Below are 24,391 nucleotides of genomic sequence, written 5' to 3'. Positions count from 1 at the left end.
ATTCGGCGCTGACTGCGCGCTGAATCCAGCTACGGCCGCTCCTACAGGCCTGCGGGGGCCGTTACTGCGCAACCGGCACGCTGAAACAGATGCAGCACCCACCCAGCTCGGACGCCAGTGCCTGCAAGCGCCCACCATGGGCCTGCACCACCGACCGGCAGATCGCCAGCCCCATGCCCAGGCCGCTGCTCTTGGTCGTATGAAATGCCTCGAACACCTGCTCACGCGCATCCGCGGCGATGCCGGGGCCGTTGTCCTCGACCCGCACCAGCACCTCGCCATTGCTCAGCACCGAACTGATGCGCAGCACGCCATCGCTGCGGTAGCCGGCCAGTGCCTCAAGCGCATTGGTGATCAGGTTGTACACCAACTGTTGCATCTGCACCGGGTCGGCCTGCACCGTCACCTCGGCGTCAAGTTGCGCCTGCACCTTCACCTGACACTTGTGCGCATCTGCCGACACCAGGCGAACCACCTGCACAATCACCTCGTCGAGCTTGAGCGCCTGAAGCTGCATCGGCGCCTGCTTGGCCAGCGCGCGCAAGGCGCGAACGATGTTGGCGGCGCGCTCGCTGTCAGCACGTATGTCTTCAAGCCCGGCGATGGCCTCGTCCAGGTCCGGCTTGCCGCGCTTGAGCCAGCGCAAGCTGGCAGCGGCGTTGGAGGCGATGCCCAGCAGCGGCTGGCTGATTTCGTGGGCGATGGACACCGACAGCTCGTTCATCACCTGCAGGTGCGCACTGCGCGCAAGCTCTGCCCGCGAGCGGCGCAGCTCGGCCTCCATCTGTGCGCGGGTCTGGTTGTCTTCGGCAAGGCGGGTGTAGAACTTGGCCGTCTGCAGCGACACCGCCGCTTGCGCAGCCAGAATCTCCAGCATCGCCAGGCGCTGGCCGCTGAACAGGTTGGGCACCAGGCGGTTTTCCAGGTACACCAGGCCAATCGGCACGCCCTGGATCACCAGCGGCAGGCACAGCACCGAGCGGGCGCCACGGGCGTGCAGGTCCTGGCGGAAGGCCTCCGGGCAGTCGGCCTGGGCATCGTGCAGCAGCAGCGCTTTCTTGCTGTGCAAGGTGGCGTTGATGATCGAGCGCGGCGCCTGGGTCATGAACTTCTGGCAGTGCTCCATGCTGACCCGCAAGCCGTCGTCGTCAATGTCGGCCAGCGCCGCCATCTGAAATTCGGCTCCGCTGACAATCAGCAACGCGCCATGGTCGGCGCCGGCATGCTGCACCAACTGGCCCATCAGTGTTTCGATCAGGCCTTCGAGCAGCACCTCCTCCGACAGCGCCCGTGCCGCTTGCAGGCCGGCTTCCAGGTCGAGGTTGGCCTGCGTGCCGCTGCGCAAGGTTTCCTGTACGGGTTGGGTGCGCAAGAACGGGTGCAGGGTTTCGAGCTGGCGCACCTTGCCGGCCGCACCCCACAAGTGGAAACAGTCGCGGGCGATGCGCAGATGCAGGTTGGCGCCCGAAATCAGCCCGCTGGGGATGCACACCTCGGCCAGTTGCTCGTGGGCAAGCGCCTGCTCGTGGATGAAGCCTGCGGCAGTGGCGGCAATTTGCGCCTGATCGAAACAGCGGATGGCCGAAAGCCCGTCGCCTTGCAGGCGGGCGATCAGCCCTTCGATCAGCAGTACCTTGTTGCGGAAGGTGGCCGGGTTGAACTGCGCCCAGTCGCTGAAACGCTGGCGCAGCTCGGCCAGGCGCGCAAGCTTGTGCTGCTGGGTGCCGGCCGCTTCCGGGCTGCCCAGGGTGAGGGCCTGGAACAGGTACAGGTCGGCCAGGTTGATATGCGCCGGGGCTGCCCATGCCAAGGTGCCTGCGCGTTCCAGCGTGGCGCTGGCCTGGCGGATATCGCCCAGGTAAAACGCCGCCATGCCGGCGAACAGGCACTGGAAGAACCGCGTGGTGCACGACCCGGTCTCTTCGCAGCGGCCACGGGCGCCCGGGCCGTCGCTCAGGTCGGCGACGAAGGCGTGCTGGGCCAGCAGAATGTGCTCGATATCGCGGTAGCCATAGCCGCGCACGCAGGCCAGGCCCTGGGCAATCTCGGCCCCCACCTCGGGCAGAGGCTGGCCCATCACCAAGGCGTCGGACACCGCGTGGTTGCGCGCATAGCAGGCCATGGCCAGGTCGCCGGAGACCCCCACCGACGCCATTGCATCCAGCGCCGTGCGCCGGGCGAACGCCATCGGCGAGGTCCAGGCGCTGACCTGGTCCAAGGCCAACAGGGCGCTGGTCAAGTCACATTCAAGGCCGTGGCGCTCGATCAGTTTGACGGCGGCCAGGCAGTACGCGTGGGCGTCGTGATAGGCGCCGAAGCGCTCGGCGCACATCACCCCGAACCAGGCCAGGCCATAGGTGCTGCCGGGGGCGACGCCGTGGGTGAGTGACAATTCGAGGATATGCGCCAGGTGCACAAACCGCAGATCATCCGGTACGAAGAACGACGCCGACAGGGTTGCGAGGAGGGCAATGGCCGCCTGCACTTCGGCGCACTCGGCCCGTGGCAGTGCCTCCAGGCAGTGGCGGCCTTGCGCGTCGATCAACGCCCACACCCGCGCGTAGTGCGCTTCAACCTGCTGCGGGTCATTGCCCCTGGCAAGCTCAATGCCCAGCAGGCGCAGCCCACTCAGGGCATCGTCGATGGCGCCGTGGTAGTCCGAGCACAGGGTCTTGAGGCGGGCTTGCAGGCGGTATGCCGTGGCCTGTTCGAGCGCGGTGCTGGCATGGTGGTGGCAGTCGCGGATCCCGGCCTCGGCCTGGGGCATGCGTGACAGCAGCATGTCGCATTCGGCGGCCAGGCAGGCCAGGGCAAAGGCATGGCTATCGGCGTGCGGGCAGCGTAGTTGCAGCGCACGAGCCGTTTGCAGAAAGCCTGCCGCCTGCTCATGGGCCACCGCGTCGCGGGCTTGCGCAGCGGCTTCGAGCAGCACCGGCAGAAAGCCTTCGCACTCTTGGGCAGTGAAGTTGCCAGGTGCTGCGCGCTGCAACTGGTTGGCCAGCTCGAACACCGCTTCATGCGGGTGTTCGCGGCCCATCTGCCACATGGCCCGGGCAATCCGCGCGTGCTGTGCGGCGCGGTCGCAGGCCGGGGTCAGCTGGTAGGCGGCCTCCTGCACGCGGTCATGGGCAAAGCCCAGGCCTTGGGCGCCAGCGGCTAGAAAACCTGCTTCGGTCAGCGCCTTGAGGCGGCCGTCGAGGCGCTCGCAAGGCTGGGTGATCAAGCGGCGCAGCAACTGCGTGTCGAAGCGCCCGCCGGTGGCGCCGGCTACCCGCAGCAGCTCGCGCTGGCCGGACGGCAGGCGGGTCAGGCGCTGGATCATCAGGTCGGCAACATTGTCGGCATAGCGGTGGGCGGCCACCGCCTCCAGCGACCAGGCCCAGCGCATGGCGTGGGTGTCGAAGGCAAACAGGCGGTCTTCGACCAGCGCGCGCAGAATCTGCCGGATGAAAAACGGGTTGCCGGCGGTTTTAGCGTGCACCAGCTCGGCCACCGGCTGCGCAGCGGCTGGCTCGACGTGGAAGCGGGTGCAGATCAGTTCGACCACCGCCGCAACCGGCAACGGCTGCAAGGCCAGGCGCTGGCAATGCAGCGCGGTCACGCCGCCCGGCAGCTCAGCGAACGTGGCAGTGGGGTGCGCGTCGTCGCAGCGCCGGGCCAGTATCAGCAACAGGCCGCGTGGCGGGCGTGCCAGTAGTGCGTGCAGCAGCTGACGGCTGGCGTCGTCGGCCCACTGCAGGTCGTCGATGAAGATCGCCAGCGGCCGGCCGGGTGGGCTGAGCGCTTCGAGAAAATCAACGATGGCGTGGTGTTCTTTTTCCAGCGCCAGGCGCGTGGGCTTGTCGGGAAAGCCCGCGCTCGCGCCGATGACCAGTTGCAGCTCTGGCGCCAGTTTGGCCAGCAGTTGGTCACGGCCCTTGAGGCGCTGGCGCAGGTGCTCGCCGATGGCCTCCAGGTCGGTGCTGTTGCGGGCCAGCAACTGGGTCGCCAAGGTGCCGAGAATTTCGACCCACGGCGCGTAGGGCACCGCCTGTTCAAGGCTGTTGCACTTGCCTGTGGCCCAGTAGCCCCTGGCGCTGGCTTTGAGCGATGCCTGCACCAGGCTCGACTTGCCCATGCCCGTGGCGCCGCTGACAAGCAGGCCTTGCGCGGTACTGTCGCGGCGCAACGGGTCGAGCAGGCGGGCGATGGTCTGTTGTTCGGCATCGCGCCCGTACAGGCGCTCGCCGGCCGCCGGTACCAGGTCGGCGCAGCCGGGGGTGAACGGCGCAATATCGGCGTTTGCCGCCCATTGCCGCTGGCAATGGGCAAGGTCGATGGCCAGCGCTTCGGCGCTCTGGTAGCGCGCGTCTGGCTCCTTGGCCAGGGCCTTGGCAAGGATCTGGCTGATGGGCGCAGGCAGCGTCGGGTCTACCTCGCCAGCAGGGCGGGGTTGCACGCCGGCGTGCAGTTGGCGCCAGTGCTGGGTGTCGCGCCCGGCCAGTGGCAACTCGCCGAGCAGCCACTGATAAAGGATCGCCCCCAGGGCATAGATATCGCTGCGCCGGTCAGTATTGCTGCCGTGTGGGCACACTTGCTCCGGTGCCAGGTACGCCCAGTTGCCGAGCGGGTTGCCGATGCTTTCGGCAGCCTCTGCGCGCCAGCCGCCGATGCGCACCTGGGCCTGTTCGCCTATCAGAAAATGGTGTGCTTGCAGGGCACCGTGCAGGGCGTTGCCGCGCTGGGCGAGGGCCAGGGTGCTGGCTGCGTTTACCGCCAGTTGCAAGAAGGTGTCGAGGGTAGGGCGGCCCTGGCTGATCAGGTCGGCCAGTGACAGGCCCGCCGGATACACCAGCAACGGGCCTTCTGCCGAGCGTACGAAGGCCGCGGGCAACACCGCCCAGGCCGGGTCCAGCGCCAGCCGGTAGTCGCGCTCCAGGCGCAGGCAGGCGGCCGGCGATTCTACCGGGGCGCGAATGGCGATCCAGGCCTGGCGGCGGGCGGCGTCGAACAGGCGAAAGTGGCACAGCTCACCCTCCTGGCCGAGGGGCACCGAGGTGCAGCGGCCAAGCCAGTGTTCGTCTATCGACGGATCGTTGTCGATGGGCACGAGAACGAGGCGTTCATCGAGCATCATGGCCCCTCCAGACGGCTTGCGAGCCTGAGTATACGGAGCGCTCAGGCGTGCAAAGCCGGTGCGCGGCGGCTTGGCAGGAACGGGAACCATTCTGACCGTAATGGCCCCCTCGCCAGACGGCGGGGGGCGTGCGGCTGTGTATAGTCAAATCACCCTGTTATCCCTCGGGATAATGGTTCCTGCGTGTGTGCCGGCCTACAGTGGCGGGGCCGCGCAATTGCCCAGCCAGTGATAGTCGAGGACGCGATGATCCGCATAGGCAAAGCCATGGTGTCGTTGGAGCGACGCGAGGCGTTTCGTGACGGCCAGCCGATCCCGCTGGGCGGCCGCGCGTTCGAGGTGCTGGCAACGCTGGTGCGCGCAAACGGGCGGGTGGTGAGCAAGGATGAACTGTTCACCCAGGTTTGGTCGGGCACCGTGGTCGAGGACAACAACCTGCAGGTGCAGGTGTCGTTGCTGCGCAAGTGGCTGGGCGACAAGCAGGTGATCCAGACCGTGCCACGCCGCGGTTATCGGTTGCAGGCCGACCTGGCGCCAGACACCTCGGTGCTGGCCGCTGGCCGTGCAGCCTACCCGCTCGACAGCCACGCGCTGGAGCCCGCAGGCCAGGCCGTGCCGGTGCTGGTGGTGGACGATGACCCGTCGGTGCGCGCAGCGCTGGGCCGGCTGTTCCGCGCCGAAGATATCCCCCACCGCTTGTATGCCTCGGCTGAAGAGTTGCTTGAGCAGCAGTGGGACACTCCCTATGCCTGCCTGCTGCTGGATATCAACCTGCCAGCAGCGTCCGGGCTTGAGTTGCAGCGGGCGCTGCGCCGGCTCGACCTGCCGTGGCCAATCGTGTTCATGACCGGCTACGGCACCATCCCGCTAACCGTCCAGGCCATGCGCGCCGGGGCGTTGGAGTTTCTTACCAAACCCTTCGACGAGTACCAGTTGCTGACGCTGCTGGGCACTGTGCGTGCCCGCGCAGTCAGCGCCGGGCGCGAGTGGCGCCATGCGCGCCAGGTGCGCGACAAGTACCAGCGCCTGACCCCGCGTGAGCGCGAGGTGTTCGCACTGGTGGTGGCGGGGCTGGCGCACAAGGAGATTGCCCGGCACATCGGCACCAGCGAGGTGACGACCAAGGTGCACAAGAAGAACATCATGAACAAGATGCAGTCCCGCTCGCTGGTGGAACTGGTGGCCATGCATCGGCTGCTTGAAGGCGATGGCCGGGCCGAAGACCAGGGCGCCGCATGAGCAGGCCGGGGCAGCGCGACAAAGTGCGAGTGTGCATTGTCGACGATGATGCCTCGGTGCGTAAAAGCCTGGCCAACCTGCTGCGCTCGGCGGGGTTCGAGGCCTACCCCTTCGCCGATGGCGATACCTTTCTGGCATCGGCCCAGGCGCATGATGCGGACTGTGCGTTGGTCGACCTCAAGATGCCTGGCCGCAGCGGCCAGGATATCCAGCGCGAGCTGCGCCGGCTGGGTTGTACATTGCCGGTGATCTGTATGTCGGCGCACTGGGACCCCGCGGCGCGCGATGCCTCGCTGGGGCAGGGCGCGATTGCGTGCCTGGGCAAGCCGTTCACTGAAGAGGCGTTGCTTGAGGCGGTGGCGGTGGCGTTGGCCAAGTGATGGTTTTTAACCTGCCCCGGCGTTTTTGCACTTCGCGCCGTCTCGTGTAGGAGCGGCCTTGCGTCGCGAAAGGGCCGCGTAGCGGCCCCAGGATGTTAGCCACCTGCACTATCGCCGGGGCTGCTTTGCAGCCCTTTCGCGGCACAAGGCCGCTCCTACACCAGACCGCGCAGTCTGCACGCCGGCAATCAAAATAATATCAAAACAATATTACCAATACCGGCACTTTGATATCTAAACAATTTATCCCCCGCACTTGGAACTATCTCGTAGTTCAAACTTCTTAGTGTCTAATTCCTCGCGAATTTTCCTACACAAATGCTATTCAAGGGACTGAAGGCATGTTTGCCCGTTTCGGTGGACTCATCGTCTGCCTCTCTCTTTTTATTCCAACACTGGCCCTGGCCCAAACTCCCGGCGACCGCGACCTGATTCGCGACCGCCAGCAGCGCCTGCTCGACGAGCAGAAAAAGCGCCTGGACGAGTTGCGCCAACTGCCCGGTGAAGCCCCCGCGCAACCGTTGGCCCCAGCCGATGACCAGCGCTGTTTCGAGATCGGCGAGATCCGCCTGCAAGGCGTCACCTTGCTCAGCCCAACCGAGCAGCAGCAACTGCTGCAGCCCTTTGTCGGCCAGTGCCTGGGCGCCGGGCAACTGAACAACGTGCTCAAGGCGGTCACCACTGCTTATATCGACCGTGGCTACGTCACTTCCCGCGCCTACTTGCCGCAGCAGGACCTGTCCACCGGCGTGCTCAACATCGTCGTGGTCGAAGGGCGCCTGGAAGGCCTGGACAGCTCGGCGATGGCCAGTGACCGGGAACTGGCCATGGCCTTCCCTGGCAAGGTGGGCGAGCCGCTCGACCTGCGCGAGCTGGAGCAACTGGTCGACCAGCTCAACCGCTTGCCCTCGCGCCCTGCGCAGCTGGAGCTGCTGCCGGGCGAGGCGGTCGGTGGCAGCCGCGTTGGCCTGCAAGGCGAACGCGACAAGCCTTGGCGCGTGGCCCTGAGCCGCCACAACGACGGGCAAAAGAGTACCGGCGAGCAGCAATGGGGCGTGGGCCTGGAGTGGGACAGCCCGCTGGGCCTGGCCGACCAACTCAGCCTGCGCGCCAGCGGTGATGCCGTCAGCGACCATGACCGCCATTCGCACAGCCAGAGCCTGATGTACCAAGTGCCCTATGGCTGGTGGAACCTCAGCTACAGCTACAGCCAGAGCTACTACCGCACCGTGCTCAAGGACAACGGCCCGGACATCGAATTCGATGGCGACAGCCAGATCCACAGCCTGCGCGCCGACCGCGTGCTGCACCGCGACGGGGTGAGCAAGACCGGCATGACCCTGGGCCTGAGCCACCTGCGCACCAACAATTTCATCCTCGGCAACCGCATCGACACCTCCAGTACCCGCCTCAGCGAAATGCAGGTGGGTTTCAACCATGGCCGCCGTATCGGCAGCGCCTACGTCAACGGCGATATCGGCTGGCAACGCGGGATCGGCGCTTTCGACGCCCAGGGCGAGGGCAACCCCCGTGGCGGCGCGCCGGTTGCCCGCTACAACAAGTACACCCTGACCCTGAGCTACCTGCAGCCGTTCGCGCTGTGGGGCGAAGCCTTCAGCTTCGACAGCCTCGCCTACGGGCAAAAAAGTGAAGACGTGCTGTACAGCCCCCAGCGCGTGAGCATTGGCGGGCTGGCCTCGGTGCGTGGTTTTCAGGATGAGTCGTTGTCTGGCGACAGCGGCGGCTACTGGCGTAACCAACTGCGCTGGCGCCGGCCCGTCACCTGGGAGCCGCTACGCCCGTTCGTTCACGAATACAGCGTGGCCTTTGCCTATGACGTCGGTGTGATTCAGCACGGGCGCTACAACAAGGGCGAGTCCGGGCGCATGTCCGGCAACGCCATCGAGCTGGCCGCCCGGGGTGAAAACGTGGCGGCGTCGGTCAGCTTTGCCCGCTCGCTGGAGCGCCCTGATGCGTTGGAGCGCGGTGAGCGCCCGGTGTATTTCCGATTCGACGTGTTTTTCTGACAAGCCGGCCGGATGGCCGCCTGGAGTACCGACATGGACGTGCGTAGTCCCCTGTTCAAGCATATCGCCCTGACCTTGACAGGCGTGCTGACACTCAACCCGGTGCTGGCGACGGCGGCGCAACTGGCGGTTGACCGTGGCGCCGGTGGCAATACCAGCGTGGGCCAGGCCAACAACGGCGTGCCTGTGGTCAACATCGCCACGCCCAACGGCAGCGGCTTGTCGCACAACAAGTTCAACGACTACAACGTCGGTAGCCAGGGCCTGATCCTCAACAACAGCCAGACGCTGACCAAGACCCAGCTGGGTGGGTACGTCAATGGCAACGCCAACCTGAAGAACGGTAGCGCGCGGGTGATCCTCAACGAGGTGACGGGGGCCAACTCCACCCAGCTCAAGGGCTACACCGAAGTTGCCGGGCGCTCGGCGCGGGTGATCGTGGCCAACCCGCACGGCATTTCCTGCGACGGTTGCGGCTTCATCAACACGCCGCGGGTCACCCTCACCACCGGTAAACCGGTGCTCGATGATGGCCGCCTGCAACGTTTCGACGTCGATGGCGGCGCCATTGCCATCGAAGGTCGGGGCCTGAATGCGGGCAATGTCGACCAGTTCGACCTGATCACCCGCAGCACGCAGATCAACGCCGAGCTGCATGCCCGCGAACTGAACGTGATTACCGGGCGCAACGAGGTCGACGCCAACACCCTGGCCGCCACCGCCAAGGCCGATGATGGCCGCGAAAAACCGTCCCTGGCCATCGACAGCTCGGCACTGGGCGGCATGTACGCCAACACCATCCGCCTGGTGGGCACCGAGAAAGGCGTGGGCGTGAAGCTTGCCGGCGACATGGCGGCCAGCGCAGGCGATATCCAGATCGACGCCAATGGCCAGCTCAACATGGCCCGCGTCGCCGCCAGCCGTGACATCAACCTGACTGCGCAACGGATCGAGCTGGGCGAAGACACCTATGCCGGCAACAAGGCCACGGTTCAGGCCAGCGACACGACAGTGGTGCGCAAGAGCCTGGCGGCGGGCAAGCAGGTCGAGGTCAAAGGCGGCGCGCTGGACAACGCCGGTGTGGTCGAAGCCGGGGTCAAGGCCGACGGCACGTTGGTGGCCGACAGTAGGTTGCTGCTGGGGGCTGAACGGGTGACCAACCGCGGCCAGATGGTCAGCCATGGCACCCTCGATGCCGACGTGAAAACGTTGGATAACAACGGTGGCAAGCTGGTCAGCGCCGGCACCAGCACCCTCAAGGCCGAGCGGCTGGAAAACGCCAACGGCCAGATCATTTCGCAGAAAAACCTCACCATCACGGGGGGCGCGGTCGCCAACCAGGCCGGTGAAATGCTTGCCAAGCACACCCTCAAGGTCGACGGCGCCAGCCTGGACAACCAAGGCGGCACGCTGGCGGCGGACAACATCGACCTGGCCCTGAGCGGCGCGCTGGATAACAGCAAAGGGCTGGTCGAAGCCACGCAGAGCCTGACCTTGGCCGCTGGCAGCCTGACCAACAGCGAAGGCCGCCTGCGCGCACTGAGCAGCAATGGCAGCAGCCAACTGCAAGTGGACGGCCTGTTCAACAACAATGCCGGCCTGGTCGAGGTGGGCAACGCCGGGCTCAAGCTGACCAGCGCCAGCCTTACCAACCAAGGCGGCACCCTGCGCCACCTGGGCACCTCAGGCTTCACCCTGGGCCTGGCCGACCTCGGCCAGGCGGGCGGGCGCTTTATCAGCAATGGCGAACTGACCGTGGATGCCGCGAGCTGGACCAACACCAGTGAACTACAGGCCGAGCGGCTGACCCTGAACATCGGCCAGTTCACCCAAACCAGCAGCGGTGCGCTGGTCTCGCGCCAGGACATCGTCGCCACCGGCGGCAGTTGGGTCAACGACGGCCTGATCGCCACCGACGGCGCGCTGCAACTGCGCCTGAGCGGCGACTACAGCGGCAACGGCAGCTTGCACAGCCTGGGCAAGCTGCTGTTCGAGGCCGCCAGTGCGAGCTTCGGTGCATCTGCCGACATTCGCGCCGGCGCGTCAGCCGAGTTGGTGACCACCGGGGTAATGAGCAACCAAGGCAGCATCACCGCCAAGGACAGCCTGCTGGCCAAAGCCGCCAGCCTGCAAAACTTCGGCACCCTCGGCAGCGCCGGCGCCCTGCGCCTGCAAGCTGATGCCTTGCGCAACGAGCGCGGGTTGATCTTCAGCGGCGCCGACATGGCCCTGCGCACTGCTAGCCTGACCAACCGCCTGGGCGATATCTACAGCCTGGGCGCGCTGGACATTGCCCGTGATGACGCTGGCAGCGCACTGACCCTTGTGGAAAACCTGTCTGGCAGTATCGAATCACGCGGCAACCTGAATATCCGCGCGGCGCGCCTGGATAACCGCAAGGATGTGTTCGATTGGGGCCTGGTGCAGACCGCTGGCCGCGTCGATGTGAAGTGCTACGACTGCAGCGGCGATTACCACAACGTCGATTACATCGCCACCGAGCGATTCGAAACCCGCGTGCTGGCGGACTCGGCTGCTTCGCGAATCCACAGCGGCGCCAACCTGACCCTGATCGGCGGCGCGGTGAAAAACCACTACAGCACCCTGAGCGCCGGTGGTGACATCCGCATCGAAGCCACCACCCTTGAGAACCTCGGTGCAGCGTTTGCCACAGTGGAACGTGAGCGCACGTTCAACACCGGGCGCATCACCGACGGTACCGACAAGCGCTTCCGCAGAGCCTGGATCAACCCGTACAACGCCCTGACCGAACCTGCGCCCATGCCGACCGCGCTGGAGCGCTGGAACCTGGTCACCGATGTGCAGCGTGAAACCCCGCTCGGCATCGCGGCCCCAGCGATCATCCAGGCCGGCGGCAATGTGCATATTCAGGCCAGCCAGCCGCTGGAAAACACCGCCGTGCTTGCCCATCAGGCGCCGCAGGACGGCAGCGGCAAAGGCCTTGACGCAGGCGTGGGCAGCGCCACCGACACCTTGGTGGTTCGCCTCAACCCGCAGTTGCCTGCCGACACCGCGCAGCAGGCGGTCGACCCGCTGGGGCTGCCGGGCTTCAGCCTGCCGGGTGGCGAGCACGGGTTGTTCCAGGTGGTGCAGAACCCTGGCCACAACTACCTGGTAGAAACCAACCCGGCATTCGCCGACCTGGGCCGCTTTGTCAGCTCCGACTACATGCTCGGCCAACTGGGCTTCGACCCCGATCAGGCGCAACGCCGCCTGGGCGACGGCCTGTACGAACAGCGCCTGATCGAACAGGCGGTGGCCGCGCGCACCGGCAAGCGCCTGCTCGATGGCTTCAAGAGTGACGAGGAGCAGTTCCGCTACCTGATGGACAACGCCGTGGCCAGCAAGGAGGCGCTGAACCTGGCGCTGGGCGTGGGCCTGTCGGCCGAGCAGGTCGCGGCCTTGACCCACGATATCGTCTGGCTCGAAGAGCGCGAGGTGAACGGCCAGCGCGTGCTGGCCCCGGTGGTATACCTGGCCCAGGCCGGTGACCGCCTGGCGCCAACCGGCGCGCTGATGCAGGGCCAGAACCTGACCTTGATCGGCGGCAGCTCGCTGAGCAACAGCGGCACTTTGCGCGCCAGCGCCAACCTCGACGCCAGCGCCAGCGGCATCCTCAACACCGGCCTGATGCAGGCCGACCAGCGCCTGCAACTGCTGGCCACGCAAAGCATCCACAACGCCCAGGCCGGTGTTATCAGCGGCAAGGACGTCAGCGCCGTGGCCATCACCGGCGACATCATCAACGAGCGCAGCGTCAGCCAGCAGACCCTCAGCGGCAAGGGCTACGCGCAGACCACCAGCGTGGTCGGCAAGGCGTCGGTGATCGAGGCCGGCAACGACCTCAAGTTGCAGGCCGGTGGCGACCTGCTCAACGTCGGCTCGCGCTTGCAGGCGGGCGGCAACGCCGAGCTGAAGGCGGGCGGCGACCTGATCATCACCTCGGCGGTCGAAGAGCAAAATCGCCTGCGCCAGGACAAGCGCCACTACTGGAACAGCACCCAGACCACGCAGCACGGCAGCGACGTCAGTGTGGGTGGCAACCTGGCCGCCAGCGCCGCAGAAAACCTGGCGATCATCGCCAGCAAGGTCAAGGCCGGTGGCGACGTGACCCTGGGCGCCGGCAAGGACATCACCCTCGCCGCTGCCGCCAACGAAGACAGCAGCGAGTACCGCTACAAGCGCAGCGGCAAGAAAGTCGAGCGCCAGGACAGCAGCCTGCAGCAGCAAGCGACCGTCATCGAAGCCGGTGGCGACCTTGGCGTGCTCGCCGATGGCAACCTGCTGGTGATGGCCAGCCAGCTCAAAGCCGGCAACGAGGCGTACCTGTATGCCGGCAAGCAACTGGAGCTGCTGGCGGGGCAGAACACCACCTACCACCTTTACGACATGAAGAAGAAAGGCTCCTGGGGCAGCAAGAAGACCCGCCGCGACGAAGTCACCCAGGTGCGAGCAGTGGGCAGCCAGATCACCACGGGTGGCGACCTGGTGCTGGCCAGCGGTGGCGACCAGCGCTACCAGCGCGCCAACTTGCACAGTGGCGGTGGGCTGCTGCTCGACAGCGGCGGCGCGATCACCTTCGAGGCGGTCAAGGACCTCGACCAGGAAAGCCACGAGAAGAGCAAGAGCAGCGTGGTCTGGCAGTCTTCCAAGGGCAAGGGCAACACCGACGAAACCGTGCTGCAGAGCCAGCTTGGCGCCCGAGGCGACATCATCGTCAAGGCGGTCGACGGCCTTTCCATCGACCTCAAGGAGGTCAACCAGCAGTCGGTCAGCCAGACCATCGACGCGATGGTGCAGGCTGACCCAAGCATGGCCTGGCTCAAGGACATGGAGCAGCGCGGCGACGTTGACTGGAAGCGGGTCAAGGAAGTCCACGACTCGTTCAAGTACAACAATTCCAGCCTCGGCGGCGCAGCGGCAATGGTGATCGCCATTGTGGTCGCCTACTTCACCGCAGGCGCGGCCAGCGGCTTGGTAGCCGGTGCGGCCGGTGCCGGCGGGGCAACCGCGGGCGCAACCGCAGGCGCCGCTGCCGCAGGTACCGCAGCTGGCACGGCCGCCGGGACCGCCGCTGCCACCACCTCGGTATGGGCAGCGGCCACCGCGACCACCGCTGCCGGCTGGGCCAACGTGGCGGCCACGGCAGTGATTTCCTCGGCTGCCGGCAGCGCTGCGGTCAGCACCATCAACAACAAGGGCAACCTGGAGTTGGTGCTCAAGGACGTCACGTCCAAGGATGCGGTGCGGGGCTACCTGGTCACCGGCATCACCGCCGGCCTGACCGCTGGGGTGTATGACAGCTGGGTCGGCACCGAAACCGGCGCCCCAGGCGTTGTGCCCGACACCGCGCCGGTGGCGCCTGTTGGCGGCCTGGCATCGCTTGAAGGCATGGGCCGCTTTGCCGGCAACCAGTTGCTGCAAAACGGCACCTCGACTGTGCTCGACCGTGCATTGGGCGGCGACAGTTCGTTCAGTGATGCGCTGCGCAGCAGCCTGGCCAACAGCTTTGCTGCGGCCGGGTTCAACCTGATCGGCGATGTAAGCAGCCCGGACCGTTGGGACATCAAGAACGGCAGCGTCAGCAAGGTCGCCATGCACGCGGTAATGGGCGGCCTGGCGGCAGAAGCGGCCGGTGGCGACTTCCGCACCGGTGCGCTGGCAGCTGGGGTCAACGAGGCGCTGGTCGATACCTTGGCCAAGCAATACGCCGACATGGACGACACCAAGCGCAAAGGCCTGTTGACCATGAACTCCCAGGTGATCGGCGTGCTGGTGGCGTCAACCCAGGGCGACGATGCGAAGAACCTGCAGACTGGCGCTTGGGTGGCGGCCAACTCGACCCAGTACAACTACCTCACCCACCAGAAAATGGACGAGGTCAAAGCGTGCCTGGCCGGTGATACCTGCTCGACCCAGGCGCAGAAAGAGAAGGCAATCAATGATGCCGAAGCGCTGAGCAAGATGCTCGATAAAGAAATGAAGTCCTTGTGCACTGTGGCGCCGAGCAGTGATGCTTGCCGTAACGCCATGACCACGGCGATCAAGTATGTCGCCATGCAGGATGCCTGGGACTACATGAACAGCGATGTTGGCCGCTCTTCGGGGGTCACCTTCGACCAGTTGTACAACGGTAAGGATGCCAAGGACGTCTTCCCGCTTTACGTCAATAGCATCGACAACCGCGCCGACTTCTTCGGTGCCAGCGACAAGTACGAGTTCAACCTCGGCTCCGGGGCCAAATGGTTCTATGGCGCAGAGCTGGTATCGCGTGCGGGCTGGACGGGGCTTGGTGCGGACGGGCACGGTTCGTCGCTGTCGTTCCTTGCCGGCGCAGTGACATTGACCGGCTACCATGCGCCGAAAATCTATGAATGGCGGGAAGCTGCGGGCGCCGCGCTGATCGAGGCAGGCTTCGACAACTTCAAGTCGTTGTACAACAATGGCGCAGACCCCGTGCAGTGGGACATCAATCAGTTGAAGAACGAGCAGCGGGTGTTGCAGCCGGTGCATGAGAAGTATCTGAAGGACCGCACCTGGTTCGTGAACAGGTCCAAGGATATGACCAATTCCGATAACGGGCTGGTCAAGGGCGCCCTTCAGGACTACCAGACCATGCCCGGCGGCATTGAAATCCTGAATTACGATTCCCGCATCAAATATGGCTGCAAGCTGCTCAACTATTCGTCCGGGCAAGGGTGTGTGCCATGACCAGCAAAAACGGTTACCCGCGTGGCAAGGTGATCACCGGGTTCGTCTTCGCCCCGGCGCTGATGGGGTTGGCCCTGGTAGTAGGCGATCTGTTGGCGTCCTTGGTCACCACCGGTACCACTGAAGAGCCATCGTTCTATTTCAACTTCGGCACATTGTTCATGCTGTTCGGCCTGTTGTACTACGGCCTGCCTGCCGGGTTGATCGGGGTGATGTGCGTGGTGCTGCGCTTGCGCCGCACCCTGGCCGCGCTGGCTGGCCTGAGCCTGGTAGGCGCCGCTGTGGGCTACGGGTGGGGCCAATTGCTTCGCATCCTGATCGATACCGACAGGGCGATCCCGACGCTGCCGGTACTGGAGCAGGCCACCCCGACCGTGCTCGCCGCTGGCGTGTCGCTGGTGATGGGATTTTTGCTGTTGCCGCGCAAGCCATCTTTGCCGGCAGCGGATCAGTGATGGAGCGGGATTATCCAACTCGGCGGGTAGTGCTGGGTTTTGTGTGCGCGCCATCCCTTACAGGGCTCGCGGCGGTACTTGGTGGCTTGTTGTCGGCGCTACTGACGGGCAGGCCTACCGAAGCGGTGGCGATCTATTGCAGCCTGGCCATGTTGCTGATGCTTGGCGGCTTGGTCACCTACGGGCTACCGGGCTTGTTCATTGGCGGGGTATGCGCTGCCATGCGCCTGCACCGCAGCCCGTGGGTGGTGGCCGCTGTGGCGGTGCTGGCGGGTGCGGTATGCCAAGGTTGGGCCGAGCTGTTCGCCAGCCGCTCGCTCGACCGCACGCTGGTGCCAACGTTGCCGGTGCTCGGCGCGGCATCGCCATTTGTGGTCGGCGCTTGTGTGGCCTTGGTGGCGGCCCTCCTGCTGCTACCACCTGCACTCAGGACCCCGGCCGATACTGCAACGCCTCGGCCAGATGCGCGCGGGTAATGGCATCGAGCTGCTCCAGGTCGGCAAGCGTTCGCGCCACCTTCAACAGGCGATGGGCGGCGCGCAGTGACAGGGTCAGCCGTTCGCAGGCGGTTTCGAGCCAGGTTTGATCGGCTTGCGGTAGCGCGCAATGGCGGCGCAAGCCTTTGAGGTCGAGAAAGGCGTTAGCGCAGCCCTGGCGGCATTGCTGGCGCTCCCGCGCCTCAGCCACCACTTGGGCCACGCTGGCGCTGCTTTCACCGCTGGGCTGGTTGCCGAGCACGGTGTTCTCGCGGGCGACGGTCAGGTGCAGGTCGATGCGGTCCAGCAGCGGGCCCGACAGTTTGTTGCGGTAACGCTGGATCTGCTCGGGGCTGCAGCGGCAGCGGCCGCTGGGGTCGCCAAAATAGCCGCAGGGGCAGGGGTTCATCGCTGCCACCAACTGAAAGCGCGCCGGAAAACGCACCCGGTCCTTGGCCCGGGCGATAACGATTTCGCCCGATTCGAATGGTAGGGGTATTTATCACACATTTATACTGGCTCAATGATGTTGCCTAGCTGCTTGACTGGTAAGATGAAGCAGACCTCTATGGATTGAGACCTTCATGAGAAATATAAAGAAATCGGAAACATTCAATAAGTCTGAAAAGCTCCTTGCTAAATTAGGTGATAAAGCATTTTTGTCACTCTGGTCTTTTGCAAATGTTTATACCGATGAAGGTTTAAAGATAGATGAAAAAGGTCAGCGAAAGGGTCAAGGAGAAGAGCTGTGTGACTTGTTGGTTGTGTTTGGCAATCACGTTCTTATTTTTTCGGATAAAGGACAGATTGAATATAGGCCAACGGATGATATTAAGGTGGGCTGGCGTCGTTGGGTAGATCGGGCATTTTTGAAATCGGCTTATTCTACCTATCGGGCTGAAAAATGGATCAAGCAAATGCCGCATAGGATATTTCTCGATAAAGAATGTTCCGAGAAATTCCCTATAGCTATACCTGATAAAAATACGATGAAAGTCCATAGAATTGCTGTGGCACGCGGAATCACAGAGCATTCAAAAAAGTATTACAAAGATGATAGCGGGACTTTATTCATTAGGCCCGATATTGTTGGTAAGGACCATTTTGAAAACCCATTCATGATTGGGACAGCGGACTCAAAAAAAGGGTACGTGCATTTCTTTGATGAGGAAAGTATCGATAAGGTTTTCGATGAACTAGACACCATCAAAGACTTTACGGATTATTTGTCACAAAAAGAAGATTTAATAAACGCCGGAATGCTTTTAGTCGCTCCGGGAGAAGATGAGCTATTGGGTTATTACCTTTCAAGTAGAGAGGACTCGGAACACATCAGTTCCCCTAAGTTCATAATACCAAAACAACGGAAAGATGAGATTTTAGCCGTTCAAACTGGATTTTATGAAGGGCATAGGAAAACAGAAGAATATAAGCTGTTGAAGGAGATAGGTCGAACCTCCTACTTCTGGGATAGATGTATTGAGTTGATGGGTGGTGCCGCGTTCACTGGAAAATGGCACGAAACAAATGGTAAAAATTATGATGAGGAAATTACAGTATTAAAATATATGGCAGCCGAAAGCCGAATGGCTCGTGCCACCCTGTCTGACGCATTTTTGGATGTTACCCGGAAGCCATTCCCATCCAGTGAGACACGCCCGAGAGTTCGAGTTTGCGGGTCGCCCACGAACCCGGAAATAGGTTATGTATGGTTAGTTCTTAAATTTTCAGAGCTGCAAAAGGATTATGCCGAATACCGTGAGCATCGCAAAGCGATGATTACATCCTATTGCATGGCCTGCAAAGATGCGTTTCCACAGTTTGAGACGATAGTTGGAATCGCAGTGGACGCAGTTAATAATAAGGGTGCAAGCGAAGAGTTGATTTATGTCCATACGAATGAGTGGACAGAAGAAGAATTCCAGAATGCAAGGTTCTTGCGAGAAGAACTGGGGCTTTTGAAAAACATTAAATCAGCTATTTTGAAATACACGATTAAGACCGAAGAAACTGAGCTGTCGAAGCTAAGAAGGCAGAAGAAAAAAAGTAATAAGCAACAAAAAACTGCCCGGAGAAAAAATCGTTAGGATAGTGGTCTGTCGTCAAGCTTGTTTTTAACGGTTGGACTTGTCCAAGCGTTAAAAATGAGCCTATATAAATTTTAGTATAAAGCACTTGATTAAGGTCCAACCATAAATCATCATTATCGTCCGACCTAAAAAATATTTTCACCTCACTATTGACACGTTCTTTTGTTGAATTTAAGCCATAAAACAAACTTCTCGAAAATTGAAATATCAAAAAAATGATATGAAAACATATAAAAAATAGCATGCACTTTTTTAGTGCGTTCGTGGAATTAGGTCAAAAACCGCCGATTATGTTTCTTGTGAACTATAGTAAAGGAAAAATATTACCCCCTCTAAAAACGGCCTTTTTTTGAGTTGCCATTTTTCCACTATCTAAAAAAACATCAAAAAACAGCCAAGAAGTTTTGGACAAAATATTTTTAAAAGAAGCGGTACTTTTAGATTGATGTGATAATCAAAATGGGTCATTTAAAGTTCTGTTTTAGTTTTTGATACCCAAAGTGCCAAGCAAATGTTAAGCACTCGATAATGAGCCGATTTTGAAGGTTTTAGATAGTATTGGCTTGGCGGATGTGTGTTCGTGGGGGCTGTGGCTGTGGCTGTGGGTGTGGGTGTGTGTGTATGTGTGTGTGTGTGTGTGTGTGTATATGTGCGTGTCTTGAAAACCCTAGGGGGTTTTCGCTTTGTTTTTTAATTCCAGCATTGCCTGCGAAAGCAGGCTACGCCTTTGCTTTCTCAGGCAAAGCTAGTCTTCCTCGTTTTTGTCTAAAAAACAAGTGACGCCTTACCTGATTTTTGAGTTTTACTCTCAGGGCTTAAATTCTCAAATACTAAGTTTAAGCATTGAACACTTAGTGGCTATACAAGCTATTTACGCCACGCTGGCACCCTGTTCAACATGTATTTTCATACACGGCTAGTGGGCTGATGAATTGCCTAACATCCCCGTTCTATTCATCTAGGCTGCTACAACGGAACAATCTCTTGAATTTCCTACATTGAACGCAGGCGTGAATACTGAATTTATTATGGTTATGTGATTTTTACGCAGGAGAGACTTGAAGATATGAAATTATGTGATATAACTTAAATTACAAGTTGAAACTGCTGCTATCAGTATCAACGCCGAACCCTGAATGCAACTACATTCGGGGTTCACCTTTTCTTATGTTGTATCATTTTTTTTGATAAAGTCAAATCAAGGGCCGAAAACCCTTGCACTAACCTTATTAGTAGCAGATTTAATAGCCTGCGTAGTGTCGTGAATCGCAAGGCTTGTTTTTTCTCCAAAAGTAAGGCGTGTAGATATTAAAGCATCCAGTTGTTCACGTTTAAAACGTTCGGCATTCGCTTCTAAGAAGTCGATCCTCTCCTTTCGTGTCATCTGCTTCAATGCGTCTAAATTCTTTTCTTTGTAAGCATAAAAGGCCATTCGTATGTCCCTTTTCTCACTTTGTCGGAAAGCAATGACATCAATAGCTATGTCAACATCTTGGATTGCTTGATATTTGTCTTGGCTGTTCTTGATTGCCTCTTCAAGTTTTTGGTAGTTTTTCAAAGTTTTTTTGCATCTATCATCAAGGCTTTTTAGCTCATTGACGCCCTTCTCAATTTCTCTTTTCTGTTTGTTGAGTGTTGTAGTGTTCGCCTTAACCTCGGTCTTGAGATTTTCATTATCTTCTTGAAGTGTTTTGTTATCTGCTCTGCTTTCTTCCAGAATAGGTTTTATTTCTTGTATGTGTTTTTCAGCGTCAGCAATCGCCGACTCAGTTTGTGATAATAAATTAAAGCCCCTCATTATCTTGGCCTTGTGAGCGTCTTTTGCTATTGCTTCAAGTTTTTCTTTGTGCTCCTTTGTTTTCTCATGTATGGACGCTTCGATGTTGTAGCCAAATTCTTTCAACCTTTTGTTAACATATCCATAGACAAGACACTGGTAAGTTTCGCCTATTTTCTGTGATGCTTTGAATGAGCTATTTTCAATTGCTGGCTCTCCCTTGCTTTTTAGATATCTATTAACTAAATCAAGCTGAGCTTGCACCAAGTCATATTGACCAGTCTTTGAGTTCTTTCCAGATATAAAGATGTGTGGGTGCACGCCAGTATTTATTTGGCTCTGACTTAATACTTCATCGCCATGAAATACACAGGTTTTTATGTCGTATTCAGGTAGGTGCTTCTTGTGGAAGTCGTAAATTATACGTAAATAGTCAACCGGCCTAACTTCGTTTATGTTGTTTCTTGTTGGGAATTTGAAAAAGCATTCCTGCACAACTGTTTTGCTTTTGTGTAATGAGTTGTTGCCGAGTGCAATAATCTTATTGTGTAGCTCTATATAGGTACCTATGGCCTTCTTTTTGTCACTTGCTCGCTTAACGCCTATCAAATCAATTTGATCGACAAGGGAAGGGGAAAGGGGACTGCTTTGGGCCTCCAGAACACTCGTTAGAAGGTTTTTGAGGGCTTCCGGTTCGTCAGCCTTGGCTAACAGCTTTTTAAGCTTGTAGGCGTATTTTGAACGGTCGTCTTTGAGTTTTGATAGGTCTTCATGTGTGCCTATGTCACTCTGAACCGATGACATTATCTCATTGACAAGCCCCTGCCTGTCTTCAAGAGTGAGACTGTCAAGTCTAATCATCTTGTTGTTGTGGATGATGAAATTGCGGTGAGACAGGTCTTGATTGAATTCGAGCTCTTTCTTCATCACAGTGCGGAGGCTGTGATTAAGTGAACTCTTTAATTGAGACAATCCGGCAGTCTTTTTTACTCTGCCCTGCTGGGCGGAGTAGTTCATTCTCTTCCATAGCATAGTGGTATTTTTTAATTCATTCATTTAGTCCTCATAGGTTGTTGTATTTTGCTGTTTGCTTCTGCCCTTCCGGCAGGAACCCGTGAAATACTCGCAAGCGAAGCGTCTTTCCGCAGGAAAGTGTGAGGATTTCATCAGCGGGTTGATAAAAACTCATACTTTAAGTATTTGAGTTGTTTAACTACAAGTTACCATGAATTGTTTTATTTTCAAGCGAGCACAAAAAAGGCCACCTGATTAGGCAGCCTACTTTGATTGTGATGGTATCAATTAAAGTATTCGTTGAGATTGTTGATGCCAAACTCTTTAAGTGGATTGTGTAGGCTGAACTGTTTTGCTACTCGGTCAATTTCAAAGCCATTCTGGAAAATCTTAGCGAACAAAGTTCTTGTGGTTTTGTCGAAGTTGAATTTGAAAGTGATGTCATTAGCAACAAAGAATTGATTTATTTTTAAACGGCCATCTTCTGTTTTATACAAATCAATTATGTCGTTTTCCGAGTAAATGTTTATGGTGGTTTTCTTGATATTTATTTGTGTTTGTAATTCTGCAAGGTTTTGTTCAATGTCATTGATATTCGCTTCTGTTTTGCTAACTACCTCTAAGAATTCTTTTGGGATAATACCGCTAGTGAAACCGGCAAAAGATTTCATTAGGTTGTCTCTATAACTTTTCTGTTCAAGCAAAAGGTTGTTCAATTCCACAATTTTCTTGTTGTCTTTGGTTTGGCTCTCTCTGTTCGACAGAAGCTTGATTAATAATTCTCTAAAATTCTCTACCCGTTCCTCTCCATCAATGTCTTCTTGTGTTGGGAGACGATAAGTCATCCCGCTTTCACGAGTTATCCATTCATATTGACGTTCGGGATTCGGGTCTTCGTTTTGCCATGGGTGAACGTCGAAGTCTTCATTTGTTGTTGATTGATATATGAGTTCAAGAAATAACCCAAAAGCTAGGTCAAAACGAAAACGTGGTTGATTACATCCATTTTTTAATTCTTTGCGTGTGTAGCAATGAAAATACGGATAAACAATACCTTTGGGGTTTGTTTGTTTTTCAAAAAGCATAGATGCTTCACAGCAATCGCACTTGATGCTATGGCGGAAAATGTTCAAGCTTCCAACACTTTGGTTGCCGTAATTTTTTCTATGTGCTCTGTTTTTCATTGCGGCTATTGCTTCATTAAATAGCTCGTATGAAACAATTTGCGGGTAATAGTTTTCAATGTATCGCTCAAATACTTTCTTTTTGTTTTCGTCTCTTCGTTGAGCCATGTAGGCACCGAGAACGTATTTCGTATCTATTAGATGCTTTATATTTCTATTTGACCATTTTCGTTTTGAATAAGCATTGAGCTTTTTAATAGACAGCGACACGCCAACATATTTCAAGCTCTCAAAGAAGTCTCTTATTTCCTGAGCTTCTTCTTCCTCGATTTCAAAGCAGTTAAGCTCTGTATTGTATCGGATGCCATAGGGTGGGTTATGGGCGTTAAAAATGACCTTTTCTTCTTCCGCTAGTTTTTTGGCTCTATTCCATGCGGATTTTCTGCGAACTGATTTTGTCTTACTTTCTTCGTATGCTCGCTTTGCGATAACACTTAAAAGGATATCTTGCTGTAAGTCATCAATACGGTTTTTTTCGTTTGGTTTTTCATACCGTTGACCATCAATGGTGGTTATTAAAATAACCCCTTTTTCAAGGATGCCATTGACTAATTCTTTTGCTTGTAGAAGTCTTTGGCGACTAAGCCGGTCGATACTTTCAACGAATATATAATCGCCCTCTTTGATATGCATATCGCTAATCATATCAATGAGTTCTTTTAGTTTTCCTTTTCGTTTGTTGCTTCCATCGTGTGCAGATATGCCCGTATCCGAGTAGATATTCTCAGGCGGCAACTCAATACCTTGTTGCTTTGTAATGGCTTGGATTGAAGCCATTTGACGGTCTACGGAGTCCCTACCGGCTTCACCTTGGGCCTTAGATGAGTAGCGGATATAAGCGTAGGCAGTAGGCATTCCGGGCTTCCTGTGACGTTTTAGAAAGTGTGAGAATACCACCCGCCAGTCTCCAGCGGTTCGCGCAGCACCTCCAGCACCCGGCGTTCGAACTCCGGCAACTCATCGAGAAACAGCACGCCATGGTGCGCCAGGGTGATTTCACCGGGTTGCGGGCGGCTGCCCCCACCCACCAGTGCCGGCCCCGAGGCCGAGTGGTGCGGGTGGCGGAAGGGGCGCTGCGGCCAGCTGTCCAGCGGCGCGCTGCCGCTGACCGAGCGAATGGCTGCCACCTCCAGCGCTTCGCGCTCGTTCAGCGGCGGCAGCAGCCCAGGCAGGCGGCTGGCGAGCAAGGTTTTGCCGGTGCCTGGCGGGCCGGTAAACAGCAGGTTGTGGCCACCGGCAGCGGCCACCAGCAAGGCACGCTTGGCGGCGCTTTGGCCCTGCACTTCGCTGAGGTCGGGATAAGGCCGTTGCTCCAGCAGCAAGCCGTTGGCGGCAAAGGGCGGCAGCGGCAGCTGGCCGCTCAGGTGAGCGACCAGCTCTTGCAGATGCCCCACCGCGTACACCACCAGGCCACCGGCCAGGCTTGCCTCTTCGGCATTCTCGCGCGGCACCACCAGCGCCCGCCCGGCATCGCGTGCCGCAAGCGCAGCAGGCAGTACGCCATTCACTGGCCGCACCGCCCCCGACAACGCCAGTTCACCGAGGCATTCGATGTCTTCAAGCGCCGCCACTGGCACCTGGCCGTTGGCCGCGAGGATGCCCAGCGCGATCGCCAGGTCATAGCGCCCACCGTCCTTGGGCAGGTCTGCCGGCGCCAGGCTCTGGGTAATCCGCCGCGCCGGGTAGTCCAGGCCAGAGTTGACGATGGCGCTGCGTACGCGGTCTTTACTCTCCTTGACCGTGGCCTCCGGCAAGCCGACCAGCGTGAGCGCGGGCAGGCCGTTGGCCAGGTGAGTCTCGACGCTGACGGCAGGCGCCAGCACGCCCACCTGGGCGCGGCTGTGAACGAGGGCGAGGGACATTGGGCACTCCATGTTGGCCAGAAATGAAGCCGCTTCCTG

At 58.8% G+C, this 24,391-nt stretch carries 10 protein-coding genes and 2 pseudogenes; 7 read left to right on the top strand and 5 right to left on the bottom strand.

Annotated features, from left to right (window positions below; genetic code table 11):
- Positions 1–61: 61 nt before the first annotated feature.
- The gene (locus tag HU720_RS12030; protein ID WP_186520151.1) at positions 62–5,113 is read right to left on the bottom strand and encodes an ATP-binding sensor histidine kinase; all 5,052 of its coding nucleotides are present in this window, start codon (positions 5,111–5,113) and stop codon (positions 62–64) included.
- A gap of 249 nt (positions 5,114–5,362) precedes the next feature.
- On the opposite strand from HU720_RS12030, the gene HU720_RS12025 reads away from it, so the two are divergent.
- The 6 genes from HU720_RS12025 to HU720_RS12000 all read left to right on the top strand — a co-directional run bounded on the left by HU720_RS12025 (position 5,363) and on the right by HU720_RS12000 (position 16,425).
- Positions 5,363–6,355, top strand: coding sequence for a response regulator (locus HU720_RS12025; protein WP_186520149.1), 993 nt, complete (start codon positions 5,363–5,365; stop codon positions 6,353–6,355).
- Entirely contained in the window at positions 6,352–6,735 is a 384-nt protein-coding gene (locus HU720_RS12020) for a response regulator (protein ID WP_189672685.1), read from the top strand. The genes HU720_RS12025 and HU720_RS12020 overlap by 4 nt, the downstream gene beginning before the upstream one ends.
- Positions 6,736–7,076: 341 nt before the next feature.
- Entirely contained in the window at positions 7,077–8,762 is a 1,686-nt protein-coding gene (locus tag HU720_RS12015; RefSeq protein ID WP_186520148.1) for a ShlB/FhaC/HecB family hemolysin secretion/activation protein, read from the top strand.
- A gap of 33 nt (positions 8,763–8,795) precedes the next feature.
- Positions 8,796–15,494: a DUF637 domain-containing protein gene (locus HU720_RS24515; RefSeq protein WP_186520147.1), complete on the top strand. Its 6,699-nt coding sequence runs from the start codon at positions 8,796–8,798 to the stop codon at positions 15,492–15,494.
- Positions 15,491–15,949, top strand: coding sequence for a hypothetical protein (locus tag HU720_RS12005; protein ID WP_186520146.1), 459 nt, complete (start codon positions 15,491–15,493; stop codon positions 15,947–15,949). Before HU720_RS24515 ends, HU720_RS12005 begins: the two co-directional genes overlap by 4 nt.
- Positions 15,949–16,425, top strand: a complete 477-nt coding sequence (locus tag HU720_RS12000) for a hypothetical protein (RefSeq protein ID WP_186520145.1) — start codon at positions 15,949–15,951, stop codon at positions 16,423–16,425. The genes HU720_RS12005 and HU720_RS12000 overlap by 1 nt, the downstream gene beginning before the upstream one ends.
- On the opposite strand, the pseudogene HU720_RS11995 reads toward HU720_RS12000, so the two are convergent.
- Positions 16,376–16,909, bottom strand: a pseudogene (locus HU720_RS11995) (ATP-binding protein); the annotation flags it as partial. The gene HU720_RS12000 and the pseudogene HU720_RS11995 overlap by 50 nt on opposite strands.
- A 100-nt stretch (positions 16,910–17,009) precedes the next feature.
- Between HU720_RS11995 and HU720_RS11990 the strand changes: the two are divergent.
- Positions 17,010–18,512: a hypothetical protein gene (locus HU720_RS11990; RefSeq protein WP_186520144.1), complete on the top strand. Its 1,503-nt coding sequence runs from the start codon at positions 17,010–17,012 to the stop codon at positions 18,510–18,512.
- Positions 18,513–19,713: 1,201 nt separating this feature from the next.
- On the opposite strand, the gene HU720_RS11985 is transcribed toward HU720_RS11990, so the two are convergent.
- The 3 genes and pseudogenes from HU720_RS11985 to HU720_RS11975 form a co-directional block, all read right to left on the bottom strand.
- Entirely contained in the window at positions 19,714–21,348 is a 1,635-nt protein-coding gene (locus tag HU720_RS11985; RefSeq protein WP_186520143.1) for a hypothetical protein, read from the bottom strand.
- 242 nt (positions 21,349–21,590) lie between these two features.
- Complete coding sequence (locus tag HU720_RS11980; protein WP_186520142.1) at positions 21,591–23,345, bottom strand: recombinase family protein; 1,755 nt, start codon at positions 23,343–23,345, stop codon at positions 21,591–21,593.
- A 44-nt stretch (positions 23,346–23,389) separates the two neighbouring features.
- A pseudogene (locus tag HU720_RS11975) lies at positions 23,390–24,352 on the bottom strand (YifB family Mg chelatase-like AAA ATPase); the annotation flags it as partial.
- Positions 24,353–24,391: the final 39 nt, after the last annotated feature.

The sequence above is a fragment of the Pseudomonas sp. SWRI51 genome (assembly GCF_014268825.1).
GTDB lineage: Bacteria > Pseudomonadota > Gammaproteobacteria > Pseudomonadales > Pseudomonadaceae > Aquipseudomonas > Aquipseudomonas farsensis.
Note: the sequence above shows the minus strand (reverse complement) of the source record. Positions and strands in the feature narration are given on the sequence as shown.

Coding starts and splice junctions, on each gene's coding strand:
- HU720_RS12030 (WP_186520151.1), bottom strand. CDS start 5,113: ATGCTCGATGAACGCCTCGTTCTCGTGCCCATCGACAACGATCCGTCG.
- HU720_RS12025 (WP_186520149.1), top strand. CDS start 5,363: ATGATCCGCATAGGCAAAGCCATGGTGTCGTTGGAGCGACGCGAGGCG.
- HU720_RS12020 (WP_189672685.1), top strand. CDS start 6,352: ATGAGCAGGCCGGGGCAGCGCGACAAAGTGCGAGTGTGCATTGTCGAC.
- HU720_RS12015 (WP_186520148.1), top strand. CDS start 7,077: ATGTTTGCCCGTTTCGGTGGACTCATCGTCTGCCTCTCTCTTTTTATT.
- HU720_RS24515 (WP_186520147.1), top strand. CDS start 8,796: ATGGACGTGCGTAGTCCCCTGTTCAAGCATATCGCCCTGACCTTGACA.
- HU720_RS12005 (WP_186520146.1), top strand. CDS start 15,491: ATGACCAGCAAAAACGGTTACCCGCGTGGCAAGGTGATCACCGGGTTC.
- HU720_RS12000 (WP_186520145.1), top strand. CDS start 15,949: ATGGAGCGGGATTATCCAACTCGGCGGGTAGTGCTGGGTTTTGTGTGC.
- HU720_RS11990 (WP_186520144.1), top strand. CDS start 17,010: ATGAGAAATATAAAGAAATCGGAAACATTCAATAAGTCTGAAAAGCTC.
- HU720_RS11985 (WP_186520143.1), bottom strand. CDS start 21,348: ATGAATGAATTAAAAAATACCACTATGCTATGGAAGAGAATGAACTAC.
- HU720_RS11980 (WP_186520142.1), bottom strand. CDS start 23,345: ATGCCTACTGCCTACGCTTATATCCGCTACTCATCTAAGGCCCAAGGT.